Source organism: Leisingera sp. S2M4 (genome assembly GCF_055398055.1).
The window spans coordinates 2,659,707-2,676,637 of sequence record NZ_AP040861.1 but is presented as its reverse complement, the minus strand read 5'-3'; the positions used below and the strand labels follow the sequence as shown (position 1 = coordinate 2,676,637).

Here is a 16,931-nt window from a genome sequence, read left to right as displayed (position 1 = left end):
GCCCCTGGCGGCCTGAAAGGCAATTTGTTCGCTCTGGCCAAGACAATGCGAACGCCATTCCCGCTTTGTCACCGTCAAGCCGCATATCAAGACTTGCCCCTCGCCCTCATTACCGCCATTTCGGGAAAATATTCCGTTTCCCAGCTGGTGACCGAAATGTTCGAAACCTTCGGCTTTGAAGAGACCACCGCGCGACAAGTGTCCGTGCTGTTTGCCCTCGTTGTCGGGCTTATCTTTGGCGCTCTGGCGCAGTGCACAGGGTTCTGTTTCCGACGCGCCCTCGTCGGGCAGGACCGGCGTGAGGCTGCAGGCGTCTGGATGCTGGCGCTGGCGACGGCGGTGATCGCGACGCAGGCGGCCGTCGCTCAGGGCTGGATCGATTTCGCCGACCACCGCCTGATGGCTGCGGATCTGCCGGTACTCGCCATCGTCGCGGGGGGGCTGATGTTCGGAGCTGGCATGATCCTCACACGCGGCTGCGCATCGCGCCTGCTGGTGCTGGGTGGCAGTGGCAATCTGCGCGCGCTGCTGGTGATCGTGGTCTTTTCGATCACCGCACATGCAACGCTCAAGGGGGTTCTGGCACCCCTGCGCACCACGCTGGGCGCAGTCACCCTGCCTCTGGCCGAATACGCCTCGCTCGCGGCGCTCCCCGGCGGCAGCTGGTTGTGGAGCGTTCTGATCGCGGCGGCCGCCCTGGTTGTCGCACTGCGCTCCGGAAACGGCCTGCCAACGCTGCTTGCGGCTGCGCTGATCGGCCTGCTGGTGCCAATCGCCTGGGTGGGCACGGGCTTCATCCTTTATGACGAGTTTGACCCGATCGCGATGGAAAGCCTGTCCTTCACCGCTCCAGCCGCCGATACGCTGTTCTTCATCGTCGCCTCCAGCTCTATCCCGGCCGGTTTCGGACCCGGCCTGGTCGGCGGCGTGCTGCTGGGTGCCTTGTTTGCCGCCCTGCTGAGCGGCCGCTTCCAATGGCAAAGCTTCGAGAGTCCGCGCCAGACCGGTCGTTACATGACCGGTGCCGGGTTGATGGGCATTGGCGGCGTGCTGGCCGGCGGCTGCACGGTTGGCGCTGGTCTTGCCGGCATTCCCACGCTGAGCGTCGCCGCCCTGCTGGCACTGGCGTCGATTGCACTGGGCGGTCTTGTGACGAATGCTTGGCTCAGTGCAGGCGCTTCCGAATCCGGCGCACAGCCAGCCAAACCAACACGACGACCGGCAGCGTAAGCAGCGCCGTCAGCCCCCCTTTGCTGAGGTTCAACACCGCCGCCAGCGGGTAGAGCGCATAAGAGGCCAGCGAGACCGCGTAGTAGCTGATCGCCACGACCGACAGCCCCTCGACCGTGTGCTGCAAGCGCAGAGCCAGATCCGCGCGCCGATCCATGCTTGCCAGCAGCGCCTGGTTCTGGGCGGAGCGCTCGACATCGACGCGGGTCCGCAGCAGCTCACCTGCGCGGCGCGCCCTGTCGGCCAGCATTTCCAACCGCCGCTCGGTAGAGGTCACCGTGCGCATCGCCGGCTCGAACCGGCGCAGCATGAATTCGCCAAGGGTCTGGAACCCCTTGTACCGCTCCTCGCGCAGCAAGCCGATGCGCTGATTGACCAGCGCATCATAGGCTCCCGTGGCGCTGAACCGAAACGCCGAGCGCGCCGCCATCGCCTCCAGCTCGGCAGAGACCACCAGGAGCTGCGACAGGGTTTCCTCCGCCGGAGTCTGGCCCGACGTCATCTCCAGCATCATCTCGCTGAGCCGGGTGTCCAGTTTGCTGATGCTCGGCGTCAGATCCCGGGCGCGCGCCAGGCCCAGCATTGCCATCGCCCGATAGGTTTCCACCTCGCACAGGCGTTTGACGATGCGCCCGATGCGCTGGTTGCCTGTGTCTGCCGCAGGCAGAATGGCAAACCGCACGTGCCCCGCTGGATCGATGCGGAAATCACCGGCCACAACTGCGCTGCCGTCAAGCACGCGCGACACCGCCAGGCTTTCGGGCACGAACCATTCCTGCAACATCGGCTGCAGGCTTCCGTCCCCGTCATGCTGCACCACACGGATCATCGCCGAGGTGATCCGCTGCCCCGGCGCGGTGGCTAGCCAATCCGCTGGAAACACCTCGAAATCCGCCGGGTCAAAGGCCCGCGTGCTGACACCAGTGGCATAGGCGGTGTAGCTGACGAACTCCGAGTGCTGTTCCCATTTCAGGGTGTGCCGCCCGATCTGCGCCGTATGATGCGTCGCCCCGGGCTTCGGGTGCGCCGCGCCGTGCCGGTCCAGCAACTCGATCAGATGCTGCAGATCCTGCCCCCTGTCGCGATGTTCGGCATCCTGGGGCTGCTTCACCGCAAGGTAGCTCACCGTGGAGGGGCTGGAGATGGTCGGAAACGGACGGGCATGCAGCTCATTTGTCAGCTGGTAGCGCAGCGGGTGGTCCTGGATCTTTGTCATGGTGGTCTCCGGGGCAATCCCGGCCACCATAGATCGCCCCGAGACAAAGTAAAGAAATGTTTACAATCAATGCTTTGAGTGAATACGACAGTATACGAAAGCGCGCTGACCCGCCGCAAAGAACCGGCTGACCGCCGCATTCGGCACCCAAACCAGAAACACTTCGGGAACCGCCCCTGCCCTGCATCTCATCGGCGTCTCGGCGGCCCAAGCATACCCCGCTCGACGCGCGAATCTACGCCTTGCCACCGCCGCGCATGCGGCCTTCATGCCCACACAAAAAAGGCGCCCCAATTGGGGCGCCTTGCTGGTGTTGTTTTGCGGATCCGATCAGCTGATCGAATTCAGCAGCGTGTCGAGGCTCTGTTTTGCATCGCCGTAGAACATCCGGGTGTTCTCCTTGAAGAACAGCGGGTTCTCGATGCCGGAGTAGCCGGTGCCCTGGCCACGCTTGGAGACGATCACCTGTTTCGCCTTCCAGCACTCCAGAACCGGCATGCCCGCGATCGGCGAGTTCGGATCCTCCTGCGCCGCCGGGTTCACGATGTCGTTGGAGCCAATGACGATCGCCACATCCGTGTCCGGGAAGTCGTCGTTGATCTCGTCCATCTCCATCACGATGTCATAAGGAACCTTGGCCTCGGCCAAGAGCACGTTCATGTGGCCCGGCAGACGGCCCGCCACCGGGTGGATGGCGAAGCGCACTTCCTTGCCTTTTGCCCGCAGGCGGCGGGTCAGCTCGGCGACGTTCTGCTGCGCCTGCGCCACCGCCATGCCGTAGCCGGGGATGATGATGACGCTGTCCGCTTCCTCCAGCGCCTGCGCCACGCCCTCGGCGTCGATCGCGACCTGCTCGCCCTCGACCTCCATCTGCGGGCCGGTGCTGCCGCCAAAGCCGCCAAGGATCACCGAGACGAACGACCGGTTCATCGCCTTGCACATGATGTAGCTGAGGATCGCACCCGAGGAGCCGACCAGCGCGCCGACCACGATCAAGAGGTCATTGCCCAGCGAGAAGCCGATCGCCGCCGCGGCCCACCCCGAGTAGCTGTTCAGCATCGACACCACCACCGGCATGTCGGCGCCGCCGATGCCCATGATCAGGTGGTAACCGATGAAGAGGGCTGCCAGCGTCATCAGCAAGAGCGGCAGGAAGGTGCCCGCGTTGAAGTACCAGATCAGGCAGATGAAGGAGAGCGCCGCGGCACCGGCGTTCAGCGCGTGACCGCCCGGCAGCTTGGTGGCCGCCGAGGTGACCTTGCCCGCCAGCTTGCCAAAGGCGATGACCGAACCGGTGAAGGTGATGGCGCCGATGAAGATGCCGAGGAACAGCTCAACCCGCAAAAAGGCGATCTCGGCCGGGGTCTTCTTGGCGATGAGCTTGGCAAAGGTGCCGAGCTCGTCCGCCGTGCCCGCCGCCGCGGCGGCCGCCACATTGCCGATCTCGAAATGGGCGATGAAGCCGACGAAAACCGCGGCGAGGCCGACCAGCGAGTGCATCGCCGCCACCAGCTGCGGCATCTCGGTCATCTGCACCTTCTTGGCGACATACATGCCGATGATGCCGCCGCCCGCGATCAGCAAGAGCGACAGCAACCACAGGCCCGAGCCGGGGCCGATGAGGGTGGCAAAGACCGCCAGCGCCATGCCCGCGATGCCGTACCAGACCGCGCGCTTGGCGCTTTCCTGGTTCGACAGGCCGCCCAGCGACAGGATGAACAGAACAGCCGCAACGACATAGGCGGCGGTGGTGAAACCGTAATCCATGTGTCCGGCCTCCTTAGGATTTCTGGAACATGGCGAGCATGCGCCGGGTGACGAGGAAGCCGCCGAAGATGTTGATCCCGGCCATGAAGACGCTGAGCGCCGCCAGCAGGATCACCAGCCAGCTGCCCGAGCCGATCTGCATCAGCGCGCCGAGGATGATGATCGAGGAGATCGCGTTGGTCACCGCCATCAGCGGCGTGTGCAGGGAATGCGCAACGCCCCAGATCACCTGGAAGCCCACGAAACAGGCCAGCGCAAAGACGATGAAATGCTGCATGAAGCTGACCGGCGCAAACAGCCCGACCAGCAGCAAGAGCGCGCCGCCGCCTGCCAGCATGGTCACCTGCGCCTTGGTCTGCGCCTTGAAGGCGGCCACTTCGGCGGCGCGTTTTTCCTCCGGCGTCGGCTCCTTCACCTCGGGCTTCTTCTGCGCCGCGATCGCCTGCACCTTGGGCGGCGGCGGCGGGAAGGTGATCTCGCCCTGATACGCCACGGTGGCGCCGCGGATCACGTCATCCTCCATGTCATGCACGATCTGCCCGTCCTTGCCCGGCGTCAGATCACTCATCATGTGGCGGATGTTGGTCGCATAGAGCGACGAGGCCTGCGCCGCCATGCGGCTGGGGAAATCGGTGTAGCCGATGATGGTGACGCCGTTGTCCGTGACGATCTTCTCGTCCGCGACGGTCAGCTTGCAGTTGCCGCCCTTCTCGGCCGCGAGATCCACGATCACCGAGCCCGGCTTCATCGCCGCGACCATGTCCTCGGTCCACAGTTCGGGCGCTTCGCGGTTGGGGATCAGCGCGGTGGTGATGACGATGTCCATCTCCGGCGCCAGCTCGCGGAACTTGGCGAGCTGCGCTTCGCGGAATTCCGGGCTGGATACAGAGGCATAGCCGCCGGTGGCGGCCCCGTCCTGCTGCTCTTCCTCGAAATCGAGATAGACGAATTCGGCGCCCATCGATTCCACCTGTTCGGCCACCTCGGGACGCACGTCAAAGGCGTAAGTGACCGCGCCAAGCGAGGTCGCGGTGCCGATCGCGGCAAGGCCCGCAACACCCGCGCCCACCACCAGCACCTTGGCCGGCGGCACCTTGCCCGCGGCGGTGATCTGGCCGGTGAAGAAGCGGCCGAAGTTGTTGCCCGCCTCGATCACCGCGCGGTAGCCCGCGATATTGGCCATCGAGGACAGCGCGTCCATCTTCTGCGCGCGGCTGATCCGCGGCACCATTTCCATCGCGATGACATTGGCGCCCTTGGCTTTGGCGGCCTCCATCCCCTCTTCATTGCCAGCCGGGTTGAAGAAGGAGATCAGCGTCTTGCCCTTGGTCAGCCGCTTCAGCTCGGTCTCATTGGGCTGGCGCACCTTGGCGATGATGTCGGCCGTCTTCCACAGCTGCGCCGCGGTCTTGACGATCTCGACGCCCGCCTCGGCGTAGGCGGCATCCGAAAACCCCGCCGCCGCCCCGGCCCCGGCCTCGATCGCGCAAGTGTAACCCAGCTTCTGCAACTGACGCGCAGAGTCCGGCGTCAGCGCAACCCGGTTCTCGCCCGGAAATGTCTCTTTTGGTGTCCCTAGTTTCACCGCTTTTCCCCTCGTCTTGCCCGGACGCCGATTGTCCGGGTACAGATCGTGAATTTACTTCGTACATGGCGCAAGATTGTTGCGCAACAAAATTGCTGCATCGCCGCAAAATTACGCCGCGACGCGGAAATGTCAGGTTGGCCGCCTCGCTTTCCCGTCGCCTTTGTTGCTGGATACGCGACATGGATCCCTGTTCCCGAGCTGCAGCCGTGCAGAGAGACCTCCGGTCCCCGGTGCATGCGCAGTCAGACCATGCAGCCCCCGATCACAGGACCCCACAAAAGGGAAAGCCAGACAGCCCGTCATCCGCAGGCCTCGGCAACATTATCCAGCAAATACACGTACATGGCGGGCAGCTTTCCCATATCCGGCCACATCGTCCAGAGCCATTTGGCCCCATCGCGAAGAAAAGAACAGTTTGCCGCTGATTGCACAAAAACGGCGAATCCGTTCCATCCTGCGGCAAGATCCTGCATAGTTTTGTCCAAATGCCCATCGCTAATTCTGATGGATCTGTCGGGCTCGCGGCGGGTCATCCGGACGCTGGCGCCTGTCTGGCACCAACACTGCGACCATAGTCTGCCATGCGCAAATGCAACTGCGGCAAATTGGCCGAGGTCGGTCTCACTCCTGCGAGCCGCCGCACAGAACACCCCGACCGCGCCTCGCGTGGGCGGCCTGCCTAAACCTTACGCGGTTGCCAAGCCACACCGGACAAAGCCGTATCGCTGGTCGAGGCCGGATCGCTGCGCCGTGCGGGATCAGACTATCACTGGACAGAAGCCGCGGCTTGGGATAGCACCACTATATGCTTTAAGCATAAAATACCATGAGCAAGTGAGGCTCCGATGACTGATTTTGCGGCCACCAAGGCGATGTTCCACCTGCCCGAGGGCACGATCTATCTTGACGGCAACTCGCTGGGACCGCTGCCACGCGCCGCAACCGAGCGGGTTGGCAACATGATGCAGCACGAATGGGGCGACATGCTGATCACCGGCTGGAACAAGGCCGGCTGGATGCAGAAATCCCGCGATCTCGGGGATCGGATCGGTCGGCTGATCGGCGCTGAGCCCGGTCACGTCATCGTCGGCGACACGCTGTCTATCAAAGTCTACCAGGCGCTGGCCTCGGCGCTGGAACTGAACCCCGGGCGCAAGGTGATCCTGTCAGACAACGGCAACTTCCCCTCCGATCTCTATATCGCCCAGGGGCTGCTGACCTCCCTGGGAGCGGAGTATGAGCTTCGCGTGGTTGACCCGGAGGCCGTGGAAGAGAACATCACCGATGACATCGCGGTGCTGATGCTGACAGAGGTGGATTACCGCACCGGTCGAAAGCACGACATGCGCGCGCTGACGGCCAAGGCGCGCGAGATGGGCGTTCTGACGGTCTGGGACCTGGCCCATTCCGCCGGCGCATTGCCGGTGGATCTGGCAGGCTGCGGCGCGGACTTCGGTGTCGGCTGCACGTATAAATACCTGAATGGCGGCCCCGGCGCCCCGGCCTTCATCTATGTTGCACCACGTTACGCCGAGAAGGCCCGCCCTGCGCTGTCGGGCTGGCTGGGGCACGAGGCGCCCTTTGCCTTCGACCTCGACTACCGGCCGGGTCGCGGTGTCGAGCGGATGCGCGTCGGCACTCCGCCGGTATTGCAGATGACCTCGCTGGAGGCGGCGATGGACATCTGGGACATGGCGGACATGGCCGAGGTCCGCGCGAAGTCCATGCAACTGTGCGACCTGTTCATCGCCGAGGTCGAGGCCAAATGTCCGCAGCTGGAACTGGCCTCTCCCCGCGACGCGGCCTACCGCGGCAGCCAGGTCTCGTTCAAGTTCCGGGAGGGCTACGCCGCGATGCAGGCACTGATCGCCCGCGGCGTGATCGGCGACTTCCGCGCCCCCGACATCATGCGCTTTGGCTTCACCCCGCTCTATATCGACGAGGCTGACGTACGGGCCGCAACTGACATCGTTGCCGATGTGATGACCAACGCGCTGTGGGACAACCCGGAGTACAAGATCCGCAACGCTGTCACCTGATGCGCTTGCGACGCTCCTACCATCTGCCGCTGTGCCGTCCGGCGGGCTGGGTCGCGCTGTGGCGCCGCCTGGCCCAATGCGGCACGCTGAACCGGAGGTGCGCTTCCCTTCCCTGACATATGCTACACTTAGGAAAAGGAAGACACCGATGAGCAAACCCTATGATCCCGCCGAGGAAGGCGCGCAGATGTCGTTCAAGGACCGCATGTCCTATGGCGACTACCTGTCGCTGGACATGCTGCTGAACGCCCAGAAGACCTGGAGCGACACCCATGATGAAATGCTGTTCATCATCCAGCACCAGACGTCCGAGCTGTGGATGCGGCTGGCGATCCACGAACTGACCGCAGCGCGGCAGCAGCTGATCAGCGGCGAAGCCCGGCAGGCCTTCAAGATGCTGGCCCGCGTCGCCCGGATCTTCGAACAGCTGAACTCGGCCTGGGACGTGCTGCGGACCATGACGCCCTCCGATTACACGCGGTTCCGCGATGCGCTGGGGCAGAGCTCCGGCTTTCAATCGCACCAATACCGGCTGATCGAATTCATGCTGGGAAACCGCAACAAGGCGATGCTGAAGCCCCACGCCCACCGCCCCGACCTGGTGGAGCTGCTGGAGGCGGAACTGGCGCAGCCGTCCCTTTACGACGTGGCGTTGCGGGCGCTGTCACAAAGTTTTCCGCTGCCTGCCGAGGTGCTGGAGCGCGACCCCGCTGAAAAGCACCAGCCCCACCCGGCCGTGCAGGCCGCCTGGACCGAGGTTTACCGCGCGCCCGAAGACCACTGGGAGCTCTATGAGCTGGCGGAAAAACTGGTCGATTTCGAGGACTATTTCCGCCGCTGGCGGTTTAACCACGTCACCACGGTGGAACGCGTCATCGGCTTCAAACGCGGCACCGGCGGCACCGGCGGCGTCAGCTATCTGAAACGGATGCTGGAGGTGGAGCTGTTCCCCGAGCTCTGGCACCTGCGCACCGAGCTCTAACGCAGCCCTGCGGGCCGGGACACCGGCCCGCCTTAGCGCGGTGTCAGCGCAGCGCCCAGCAGCTTGGCCAGCTGCCGCACCCCGGCCTGATAGGTGGCAAAATCACCGGAAGTATGCTTCAGCCCCTTCAGCGCGGCGCAGATGGTGCGGGCAATCTCGGCGCTGGGACCGGTCAGGCTGACCCGCCCGGCGGCGGCCTCCGCCTCCAGCCAGTCGGCATAGATCGCCCGGAACGCGGCCTCGCCTGCCTCGATATCCTCGGCGGCGGCGTTCATGCCCGCCTCAAACACTTCCAACCCATGCGGAGAGGTCAGCATGGCCTCCACCGCTGGCCCGACCTGCGCCTGAAACGCGGCCAGCAGACGGGTCTCCAACGTGCCCTGCCCGGCCAGCGCCGCGCGCAGGTTTTCGCAGGCTTCCGCGTTGTAAACCGTTACCAGCGCGCGAAAAATGGCGTCCTTATTCTTGAAATGCAGATACAGCGCCGGGCGCGACATGCCCGCCCCCCGCGCGATGTCATCCATCGACGTCTTGCGAAAACCATAGGTGGCAAAGGCGCTCCAGGCGGCGCCGAGAATTGCCTGCTGCTTGGGATCAAGTCCGGTCATCTTCAGGGTCATGGCGCGAGGTCTGACAGTCCGGGCGAAATTTGTCAATTGACACGCTGACAAAATTAAGCATTTTTGTCAGCGCATCAAAGCCCACTCAACCAAGCAGAGAGCCCGCCATGCCCACAACCCTCCGCATCAATGGAACGCCGCATCAGATGGATCTCCCAGGCGAGGTTCCGCTGTTGTGGGTATTGCGCGACGAAATCGGCCTCACCGGCACCAAGTATGGCTGCGGCGTGGCGGCCTGCGGCGCCTGCACTGTGCATATCGACGGCCAGGCGGTGCGCTCCTGCCAGGTGGCGCTTTCGGATGTCTGGGGCGAGGTCACCACGATCGAGGGGCTTGGCACGCCGGACGCCATGGCCGCGGTGCAGCAGGCCTGGGTGGATCACCAGGTGGCGCAATGTGGCTATTGCCAGTCGGGACAGATCATGCAGGCCGCCAGCCTGCTGGCCGAAAACCCCACACCGTCGGATGCGGATATTGACGAAGCGATGCAGGGCAACCTCTGCCGCTGCGGCACCTACCCGCGCATCCGCGCCGCAGTGCACACCGCCGCACGCAAGCTGCAGGAGGCATAAACCATGGCCAGCATTGGCAAGATCGCCCGTCGCAGTTTCCTGATCGGCTCTGCCGCCATTGTCGGCGGTGTGGCCTTTGGCGCCTATTCCGTCAGCCGCCCGGCCCCCAACCCGCTGACCGCTGGCAAGGGCGAGGCCGCGCTCAATCCCTTTGTGCTGATCGACCAGCAGGGCGTCACCCTGTTTGCGCCGCGCGCCGAGATGGGCCAGGGCGTGAAAACCAGCTGGGCCGCCCTGATCGCCGAGGAGCTGGACGTGGAACTGGATCAGGTCCGGGTGCTGCACGGCCCCGCCGCCAAGGCCTATTACAATTCCGCCTTCATGACAGATGCGCTGCCGGGCAAGGGCTATGACCGTGGCGAGATCAGCCATGCCATTGGCAACGCGCTGGGGCATCTGGGCAAGGTGCTGAACCTGCACGGCACCGGCGGCTCCACCTCGATGAAGGATGGCTTTGACCGCCTGCGCGCGGCCGGTGCCAGCGCCCGCGAGACCCTGAAACAGGCCGCCGCCGAGCGGCTGGGTGTGGCCCGCAGCCAACTGCGCACCGCGCAGGGTGCGGTGATCGCCCCGGACGGCACCAAAATCGCTTACGCGGATCTAGCAGAGGCCGCGGCGCAGCTGGAACCGATCGAGGCAGAACTCCGCCCCAGCAGCCAGTGGCGGCTGATCGGCAAATCGCAGCACCGCGTCGACATGGTTTCGAAGGCCACCGGCACGGCAACCTTCGGCATCGACGTGCGCCTGCCCGGGATGAAATTCGCAGCCCTGCGCATGAACCCGGCACAGGGCGGCGGCATGTCCGGGTTTGACGCCACAGACGCGTTGAAAATGCCCGGCGTGGAGCGCGTCGTCGACATGGGCAGCGGCATTGCCGTAGTGGCCAGCAACACCTGGCTCGCTATGCAGGCGGCAGAGGCGGTGCAGATCGACTGGCAGGCGGCGCCCTACCCGCCCGAGACCGATCAGATCTTTGCCCGCATCGCCGAAGCCTTCGACGACGCCCCCAACTCCGTGATGCGGGACGATGGCGACGCAGACCAGCTGCCGCCCGGCGCGACGGAGCTGGCGGCGGAGTATCAGGTGCCCTACCTCGCCCATGCAACGATGGAGCCGATGAACGCCACCGCCCTTTTCGAGGACGGCAAGCTGACCGTCTGGTGCGGCAACCAGATGCCCGGCTTCACTCAGATGAAATGCGCAGCCGAAGCCGGGCTGGACGCCGAACAGGTGGATCTGCGCACCACCTACCTGGGCGGCGGCTTCGGGCGGCGGGTGGAGTTCGACTACGCCGTCTACGCCACCCGTCTGGCCAAGGCGATGCCCGGCGTGCCGGTGCAGCTGACCTGGAGCCGCGAGGAGGACATGCGCCACGACATGTACCGCCCCGGCGCGCTGGCGCGGATGCGCGGCGCGGTGAAAGACGGCCGCGCGGTGCTGCTGGATGGCAAGGTGGCCGCCGCTTCGCCGGTAGCACAGGCAATGGACCGGGTCGCAGGCCTCGCCGCTGCGGGCCCCGACAAGGTGCATGTTGAGGGGTTCTTCAACACGCCCTACGCAATCCCCAACCACCGCATGGCCGGGCATCTGTCCGACGTGGAGGTGCCGGTGGGTTTCTGGCGCTCGGTCGGCAACAGTTTCAACGCCTTCTTTGTCGAAAGCTTCATCGACGAAATGGCCCATGCCGCCCAGCGCGATCCGCTGGACTTCCGGCTGGAGATGGCCCGGCGCGAATGGGAACCCGCCGCAGCGGTGCTGGAAGCGGTGCGCGAAATGTCCGGCTGGGACAGCCCACCCCCGGCAGGCACCGGGCGCGGCGTGGCGCTGTGCTACAGCTTCGGCACCCCGGTTGCGCAGGTGATCGAGGTCGCGCAGCAGGACGGCAGCATCCGCATGACCCGTGCCTGGATTGCTGCCGATCTGGGCCGGGTGATCGACCCCGACAACACTCGCGCGCAGATGTTCGGAGCCATGGCCTATGGGCTGTCGGCGGCCTGCTTTGGTAAGATCACCTTTGCCGATGGGGCCGCCGAGCAGGGCAATTTCCCGGATTATGACGCCCTGCGCATGCACACGATGCCTTCTGTGCAGGTGCAACTTCTGGAGAACCAGCCGCGGATGGGCGGCGCGGGCGAACCCGGCACGCCCCCGGCCGCTCCGGCCCTGGCAAATGCACTGTTCGACCTGACCGGCATCCGGGCCCGGCGGCTGCCCCTGATGCATGACTTCGACCTGCTGGTCTGACACAGACCTCGGCCTGCCCGGCAACGGGCGGGCCGAGGGCGGGTCAGGCCAGGAGCTTCTCCATAAGGTAGTTGTGCATCATCACGCCGTTACGCTCGAACGCGCAGCGCTGCTGCACGGCAAAGCCCTGACGCTCAAAGAACCCGCGTGCCGCCTCGCTGGCGCGCACATGCAGGCGGGTCAGCCCGTCCCGCCGCGCCGCAGCCTCGAGATGCGCGTACAGAGCCGCGGCCACGCCCAGCCCCGCGGCGCGCGGATGACAGAACAGCATATCCACATGCCCGTCCGCTTCCAGATCGATGAAGGCGGCAGGCATATCCTCCGCATCGGCCGCCACCCACAGCTGCCGCCCGTCCGACAGCCGCCGCCCGAATACCTCGGTCGGCGGGCGTTCCGGGCACCAGGCGCGGATCTGTTCCGGGGTGTAGTGACGGCTGGCCAGCCCATGCACCGCGGCATGAAAAACCTCTGCCAGCGCCGCAGCATCCTCCGGCCTGCCGGGCCGGATGCGGTAAGCGGACCACCCGCTCCCGGCAGCCCCTTTGGTTGCCACTGTCATCTGAAACCTCTTGCGACGTTGTGCGGGTCAGGCGCTTTTCTGGAATCCGGCCTGAACGCGGGTATCAGCCCAGCCCCGCACCGCGCGGCCAAAGGCCTCGAACAGCGGACGCGACACCGGGTCATTGGCGGCATCCCATTCCGGGTGCCACTGAACCGACAAGGTAAAACCGGGGGCATCCTTGATGTAGATGGCCTCTGGCGTCCCATCGGGCGCATGCCCGTCCACCACCACACGCGGGCCGGGGCGCTTGATGCCCTGCCCGTGCAGCGTGTTGGTCATAACCTCTTCGGCGCCCATCAACTGGTGGAACACCCCGCCGGAGTTGAATTTGACCGGATGGCGCAAGGCAAACTTCTCTTCCAGCGTGCCATCGGGCGGCATCCGGTGGTTCATCCGCCCCGGCAGATCGCGGATCTCGGGGTAGAGCGTGCCGCCCATCGCCACGTTCACCTCCTGAAAGCCGCGACAGATGCCCAGGAATGGCTGACCGCGTTCGACGCAGGCCCGCACCAGCGGCAGGGTGATGGCATCGCGGGCGCGGTCAAAGGCGCCATGCGCCTCGGTCTCGGCCTCGCCGTATTCCGCGGGGTGCACGTTTGGGCGGCCGCCGGTCAGCAGGAAGCCGTCGAAGGTCTCCAGCAGTTCCTCCACCGTGACGAAGCGCGGGTCTGACGGGATCATCAGCGGCATGCAGCCCGCCACCTCGGCGACCGCCTCGGAGTTCATCGTGCCGCCCGCGTGCACAGGGTACTGATCGTTGATCAGATAGGAATTGCCGATAATGCCAACCTTGGGACGCGCCATGATCCACCCGCGAAACTAATGCCTGTGGGAAAACCTAGCTCTGCCCTCTGCAGGGTTCAACAGTCGGCACCGCGCAACACATTGTTCACGCACACACATGCGCGATGGTCCTGCAGCCGGACGACAGGCGGCGCAGACACCCGGCGCGCGCCTCAGGCCTCGCCCTGCAGGCCCACGGCCTCGATCCCGGCCAGCGCCGCGATGGCGTCATTGTCGGAGGTATCGCCGGTCACGCCCACCGCGCCAATCACCGCGCCTATGCTGTCGCGCACCAGAACGCCGCCCGGCACCGGCACCACCCGGCCACCATAGACGCCGTTCACCGCCGCCATGAAGTAACCCTGCGCCTCGGCCCGCGCCATCTGCGCCGTGCCCCCCATGCCCAGCATCACCGCGCCATAGGCCTTGGCCTGCGCGATCGCAAAGCGACCCGGTGCGGCGCCATCCTCGCGCACGAAGGCCTGCACATGGCCGCCCGCATCCAGCACCACCACCGACAAGGGCTTCAGCGCCAGTGCGCGGCCCTTTTCCAGCGCCGCCCCGATGATGCCGCGCGCCTCGCTCAGAGAAATCCCAGCCATATCCGTCCTGCCTTTCGCTTACCTTGCGTCAGAACGAAAAAGGAGGCCAAACGGCCCCCTTTGACTAGCCGCATTTGCGGCGAAACTGTTTTGCGCGGGTCAGTTCGCCGCAGGCCGCAATCAGCCTGCCGCAGCCTGCGCCTTCAGCTCGAGACGGCGCGCGTGCAGCACCGGCTCGGTGTAGCCCGAAGGCTGCACCCGCCCCTTGAACACCAGGTCGCAGGCGGCCTGGAAGGCGATGGTGTCATAGCCCGGCGCCATCGCGCGGTAACTGTTGTCGCCTCGGTTCTGCGCATCAACGACCTGCGCCATCTTGCGCATCGAGGCCATCACCTCCTCCTCGCTCACCACGCCGTGGTGCAGCCAGTTGGCGATATGCTGGGCCGAGATCCGGCAGGTGGCGCGGTCTTCCATCAGGCCGACGTCGTTGATGTCCGGCACTTTGGAGCAGCCCACCCCCTGATCGACCCAGCGCACCACGTAGCCCAGAATGCCTTGTGCGTTGTTGTCCACCTCGCGGGCGATCTGTTCCGGCGTCCAGCGACGGAAGCTGGCCAGCGGGATTTCAAGGATACCGTCTACATGGGCGCGGCGCCCGCCCGCCTTCAGCTTGGCCTGCACCGCCATCACATCCACCTTGTGGTAATGCAGCGCATGCAGGGTCGCCGCGGTCGGGCTTGGCACCCAGGCGCAGTTGGCGCCGGATTTGGGATGCTCGATCTTCTGCTCCAGCATCGCCGCCATCATGTCGGGCATCGCCCACATGCCCTTGCCGATTTGGGCCTTGCCGGACAGACCACATTCCAGGCCGATGTCCACGTTCAGGTTCTCATAGGCCCCGATCCAGCCCTTGCGCTTGATGAAATCCTTGCGGCTGAAGGGGCCAGCCTCCATCGAGGTGTGGATCTCGTCGCCGGTGCGGTCAAGGAAGCCGGTGTTGATGAAAGCCACCCGGTGCTTGGCGGCGCGGATGCATTCCTTGAGGTTGACCGAGGTGCGGCGCTCCTCATCCATGATGCCGATCTTCACGGTGTGGCGCGGCAGGCCGAGGATGTCCTCGACCTTGTCAAAGATGCGGTCGGTAAAGGCGACCTCTTCCGGCCCGTGCATCTTGGGCTTCACCACATAGACCGAGCCATGGGCAGAGTTGCCGCCATCCCGCTTGAGATCATGCATGGCAATCGCAACGGTGATCAACGCATCGAGCAGCCCCTCGTAGGCCTCGTTGCCGTCCTTGTCCAGAACCGCGGGATTGGTCATCAGGTGGCCGACGTTGCGCACCCACAACAGGGCGCGCCCCTTCACGGTCAGGGCAGAGCCATCCGGCGCGGTGTAGTCCAGATCCGGATTCAGACGGCGGGTGAGGGTCTTGCCGCCCTTGTCGAGCTTGGCCTCGAGATTGCCTTTCATCAGGCCGAGCCAGTTGGAATAGGCCAGAACCTTGTCCTCGGCGTCGACGCAGGCGACCGAATCCTCGCAATCCATGATCGCCGACATCGCGCTTTCCAGCCGCACGTCAGCCAGCCCCGCCTGATCGCGCGCGCCGATCGCATGGGTGCGGTCAAAGACCAGCTCGACATGCAGGCCATTGTTGCGCAGCAGCACGGCATCGGGAGCCTTGGGGTTGCCGCGGTAGCCGACGAATTTCTCCGGCTGCGCAAGCGGCAGATCATCGACCAGCAGCGCGCCATCCTGCACGTGATAACGGCGGGCGTCGGCGTGGCTGGTGCCCTCCACCGGGAATGCCTCGTCCAGGAACACCCGTGCGCGGGCAACGACGCGGGCACCGCGGCCCTTGTCATACCCGCCCTTGGGCGCAGGCGTGCCCATGGCGTCCGTACCATAGAACGCGTCATACAGGCTGCCCCAGCGGGCATTGGCCGCGTTCAGCGCGTAGCGCGCGTTGGTGATCGGCACCACCAGCTGCGGCCCCGGAACCTTGGCGATTTCGGGATCGACGTTGCTGGTCTCGATCTCGAAGTCATCGCCCTCGGGCAGCAGGTAGCCGATCTCGCTCAGGAAGGTCTTGTAGGCCTGATGGTCATGCGGCTTGTCGCGGTTCGCGATATGCCAGGCGTCGATCTTGGCCTGGATGTCCTCGCGCTTTTGCAGCAGCGCACGGTTCTCGGGGCCAAAGGTATTCACCAGGTCTGCAAGGCCGGACCAGAAAGTTTCTGCCGCAACCCCGGTTCCGGGCAGCGCCTGCGTTTCGATGAACTCCGCCAGTTCCGGCGCGACCTGAATTCCCTGTTTCTCGACCCGGCTCATGACTTGCTCCTTTCGGCGGTACACCACTGTATGCTGCATCCTACCTAGGGCAGAAGTTTCCGATCAGCAACAAAACAGCCATCCTGTGAAACCAAACGCAATTTCTTGATTTTCAAGAAAGTGCCGAAAAGAATTCCGAATATGCAATAGCTGGAAGCCCCCAACAAAAGGGCGCACAGCTTTCGCTGCACGCCCCGGCAAACCGGCTCGGGCCCCAATATCAGTCAGCGGTACCGTTGATGACCGCCTGCACCTCATCCGCGGTCGCCGGTAGCTCGGCGGTGTCATCCTCACTCGCGCGGTCAACGACCATCAGCGTGAGCAATGCGATGGCGGCCACACCAAAAATTGCGGCAGCGCCGATACCCAGCAGCGAAGGTTTGTGGTCTTTCTTCTGACGCTCAACATTGGTGTCCGGTGCTGACATAACAGATCTCCTTAAGGTAACAAATTGACAT

General features: G+C 64.9%; 15 protein-coding genes. 5 read left to right on the top strand and 10 right to left on the bottom strand.

Features of this window, described 5'->3' with window-relative positions; all coding sequences use genetic code 11:
• Positions 1-156 precede the first annotated feature (156 nt).
• Positions 157-1,230 carry a YeeE/YedE family protein gene (locus ACZ52D_RS12980; protein ID WP_464441577.1) on the top strand — a complete coding sequence of 358 codons (1,074 nt, stop codon included), beginning with the start codon at positions 157-159 and terminating at the stop codon, positions 1,228-1,230.
• On the opposite strand, the gene ACZ52D_RS12975 is transcribed toward ACZ52D_RS12980, so the two are convergent.
• The 4 genes from ACZ52D_RS12975 to ACZ52D_RS12960 form a co-directional block, all read right to left on the bottom strand.
• Entirely contained in the window at positions 1,166-2,446 is a 1,281-nt protein-coding gene (locus ACZ52D_RS12975) for a DUF3422 family protein (RefSeq protein WP_464441576.1), read from the bottom strand. The genes ACZ52D_RS12980 and ACZ52D_RS12975 overlap by 65 nt on opposite strands.
• Before the next feature lie 330 nt (positions 2,447-2,776).
• On the bottom strand, positions 2,777-4,213 hold the full coding sequence (locus tag ACZ52D_RS12970) for an NAD(P)(+) transhydrogenase (Re/Si-specific) subunit beta (RefSeq protein ID WP_464441575.1): 1,437 nt from the start codon (positions 4,211-4,213) through the stop codon (positions 2,777-2,779).
• A gap of 13 nt (positions 4,214-4,226) precedes the next feature.
• Positions 4,227-5,798, bottom strand: coding sequence for a Re/Si-specific NAD(P)(+) transhydrogenase subunit alpha (locus tag ACZ52D_RS12965; RefSeq protein WP_464441574.1), 1,572 nt, complete (start codon positions 5,796-5,798; stop codon positions 4,227-4,229).
• 302 nt (positions 5,799-6,100) lie between these two features.
• Positions 6,101-6,274 (bottom strand): hypothetical protein, encoded by a 174-nt coding sequence (locus ACZ52D_RS12960; protein WP_222455907.1) that lies wholly within the window; start codon positions 6,272-6,274, stop codon positions 6,101-6,103.
• A gap of 372 nt (positions 6,275-6,646) precedes the next feature.
• On the opposite strand from ACZ52D_RS12960, the gene kynU reads away from it, so the two are divergent.
• Both kynU and kynA read left to right on the top strand, forming a co-directional pair.
• On the top strand, positions 6,647-7,840 hold the full coding sequence (kynU, locus tag ACZ52D_RS12955; protein WP_464441573.1) for a kynureninase: 1,194 nt from the start codon (positions 6,647-6,649) through the stop codon (positions 7,838-7,840).
• Between the two features lie 148 nt (positions 7,841-7,988).
• Positions 7,989-8,822, top strand: coding sequence for a tryptophan 2,3-dioxygenase (gene kynA / locus ACZ52D_RS12950; protein WP_417475009.1), 834 nt, complete (start codon positions 7,989-7,991; stop codon positions 8,820-8,822).
• Between the two features lie 32 nt (positions 8,823-8,854).
• Here kynA and ACZ52D_RS12945 read toward each other — a convergent pair whose 3' ends face one another.
• A complete protein-coding gene (locus tag ACZ52D_RS12945) occupies positions 8,855-9,442 on the bottom strand; it encodes a TetR/AcrR family transcriptional regulator (protein ID WP_369926321.1) in 588 nt (195 codons plus the stop codon).
• Between the two features lie 107 nt (positions 9,443-9,549).
• Between ACZ52D_RS12945 and ACZ52D_RS12940 the strand changes: the two genes are divergently transcribed.
• Together ACZ52D_RS12940 and ACZ52D_RS12935 are read left to right on the top strand one after the other, a co-directional pair.
• Positions 9,550-10,014 (top strand): (2Fe-2S)-binding protein, encoded by a 465-nt coding sequence (locus tag ACZ52D_RS12940; RefSeq protein WP_464441572.1) that lies wholly within the window; start codon positions 9,550-9,552, stop codon positions 10,012-10,014.
• A 3-nt stretch (positions 10,015-10,017) separates the two neighbouring features.
• On the top strand, positions 10,018-12,258 hold the full coding sequence (locus tag ACZ52D_RS12935) for a xanthine dehydrogenase family protein molybdopterin-binding subunit (protein WP_464441571.1): 2,241 nt from the start codon (positions 10,018-10,020) through the stop codon (positions 12,256-12,258).
• Positions 12,259-12,301: 43 nt separating this feature from the next.
• Here the strand turns inward: ACZ52D_RS12935 and ACZ52D_RS12930 are convergent, their stop codons facing one another.
• From ACZ52D_RS12930 to ACZ52D_RS12910, 5 genes are all read right to left on the bottom strand, one after another.
• Positions 12,302-12,817, bottom strand: coding sequence for a GNAT family N-acetyltransferase (locus tag ACZ52D_RS12930; protein ID WP_464441570.1), 516 nt, complete (start codon positions 12,815-12,817; stop codon positions 12,302-12,304).
• 27 nt (positions 12,818-12,844) lie between these two features.
• Entirely contained in the window at positions 12,845-13,624 is a 780-nt protein-coding gene (locus ACZ52D_RS12925) for a gamma-glutamyl-gamma-aminobutyrate hydrolase family protein (protein ID WP_464441569.1), read from the bottom strand.
• Between the two features lie 152 nt (positions 13,625-13,776).
• Positions 13,777-14,205 carry a GlcG/HbpS family heme-binding protein gene (locus ACZ52D_RS12920; protein ID WP_464441568.1) on the bottom strand — a complete coding sequence of 143 codons (429 nt, stop codon included), beginning with the start codon at positions 14,203-14,205 and terminating at the stop codon, positions 13,777-13,779.
• A 120-nt stretch (positions 14,206-14,325) separates the two neighbouring features.
• Positions 14,326-16,473 (bottom strand): malate synthase G, encoded by a 2,148-nt coding sequence (locus ACZ52D_RS12915; RefSeq protein ID WP_464441567.1) that lies wholly within the window; start codon positions 16,471-16,473, stop codon positions 14,326-14,328.
• Between the two features lie 220 nt (positions 16,474-16,693).
• Entirely contained in the window at positions 16,694-16,900 is a 207-nt protein-coding gene (locus tag ACZ52D_RS12910) for a hypothetical protein (protein WP_222455898.1), read from the bottom strand.
• Positions 16,901-16,931: the final 31 nt, after the last annotated feature.

Excerpts from the sequence above, each read along its gene's own strand:
- ACZ52D_RS12980 (WP_464441577.1), top strand. The coding sequence starts at position 157 with ATGTTCGAAACCTTCGGCTTTGAAGAGACCACCGCGCGACAAGTGTCC.
- ACZ52D_RS12975 (WP_464441576.1), bottom strand. The coding sequence starts at position 2,446 with ATGACAAAGATCCAGGACCACCCGCTGCGCTACCAGCTGACAAATGAG.
- ACZ52D_RS12970 (WP_464441575.1), bottom strand. The coding sequence starts at position 4,213 with ATGGATTACGGTTTCACCACCGCCGCCTATGTCGTTGCGGCTGTTCTG.
- ACZ52D_RS12960 (WP_222455907.1), bottom strand. The coding sequence starts at position 6,274 with ATGCAGGATCTTGCCGCAGGATGGAACGGATTCGCCGTTTTTGTGCAA.
- kynU (WP_464441573.1), top strand. The coding sequence starts at position 6,647 with ATGACTGATTTTGCGGCCACCAAGGCGATGTTCCACCTGCCCGAGGGC.
- kynA (WP_417475009.1), top strand. The coding sequence starts at position 7,989 with ATGAGCAAACCCTATGATCCCGCCGAGGAAGGCGCGCAGATGTCGTTC.
- ACZ52D_RS12945 (WP_369926321.1), bottom strand. The coding sequence starts at position 9,442 with ATGACCCTGAAGATGACCGGACTTGATCCCAAGCAGCAGGCAATTCTC.
- ACZ52D_RS12940 (WP_464441572.1), top strand. The coding sequence starts at position 9,550 with ATGCCCACAACCCTCCGCATCAATGGAACGCCGCATCAGATGGATCTC.
- ACZ52D_RS12935 (WP_464441571.1), top strand. The coding sequence starts at position 10,018 with ATGGCCAGCATTGGCAAGATCGCCCGTCGCAGTTTCCTGATCGGCTCT.
- ACZ52D_RS12930 (WP_464441570.1), bottom strand. The coding sequence starts at position 12,817 with ATGACAGTGGCAACCAAAGGGGCTGCCGGGAGCGGGTGGTCCGCTTAC.
- ACZ52D_RS12925 (WP_464441569.1), bottom strand. The coding sequence starts at position 13,624 with ATGGCGCGTCCCAAGGTTGGCATTATCGGCAATTCCTATCTGATCAAC.
- ACZ52D_RS12920 (WP_464441568.1), bottom strand. The coding sequence starts at position 14,205 with ATGGCTGGGATTTCTCTGAGCGAGGCGCGCGGCATCATCGGGGCGGCG.
- ACZ52D_RS12915 (WP_464441567.1), bottom strand. The coding sequence starts at position 16,473 with ATGAGCCGGGTCGAGAAACAGGGAATTCAGGTCGCGCCGGAACTGGCG.
- ACZ52D_RS12910 (WP_222455898.1), bottom strand. The coding sequence starts at position 16,900 with ATGTCAGCACCGGACACCAATGTTGAGCGTCAGAAGAAAGACCACAAA.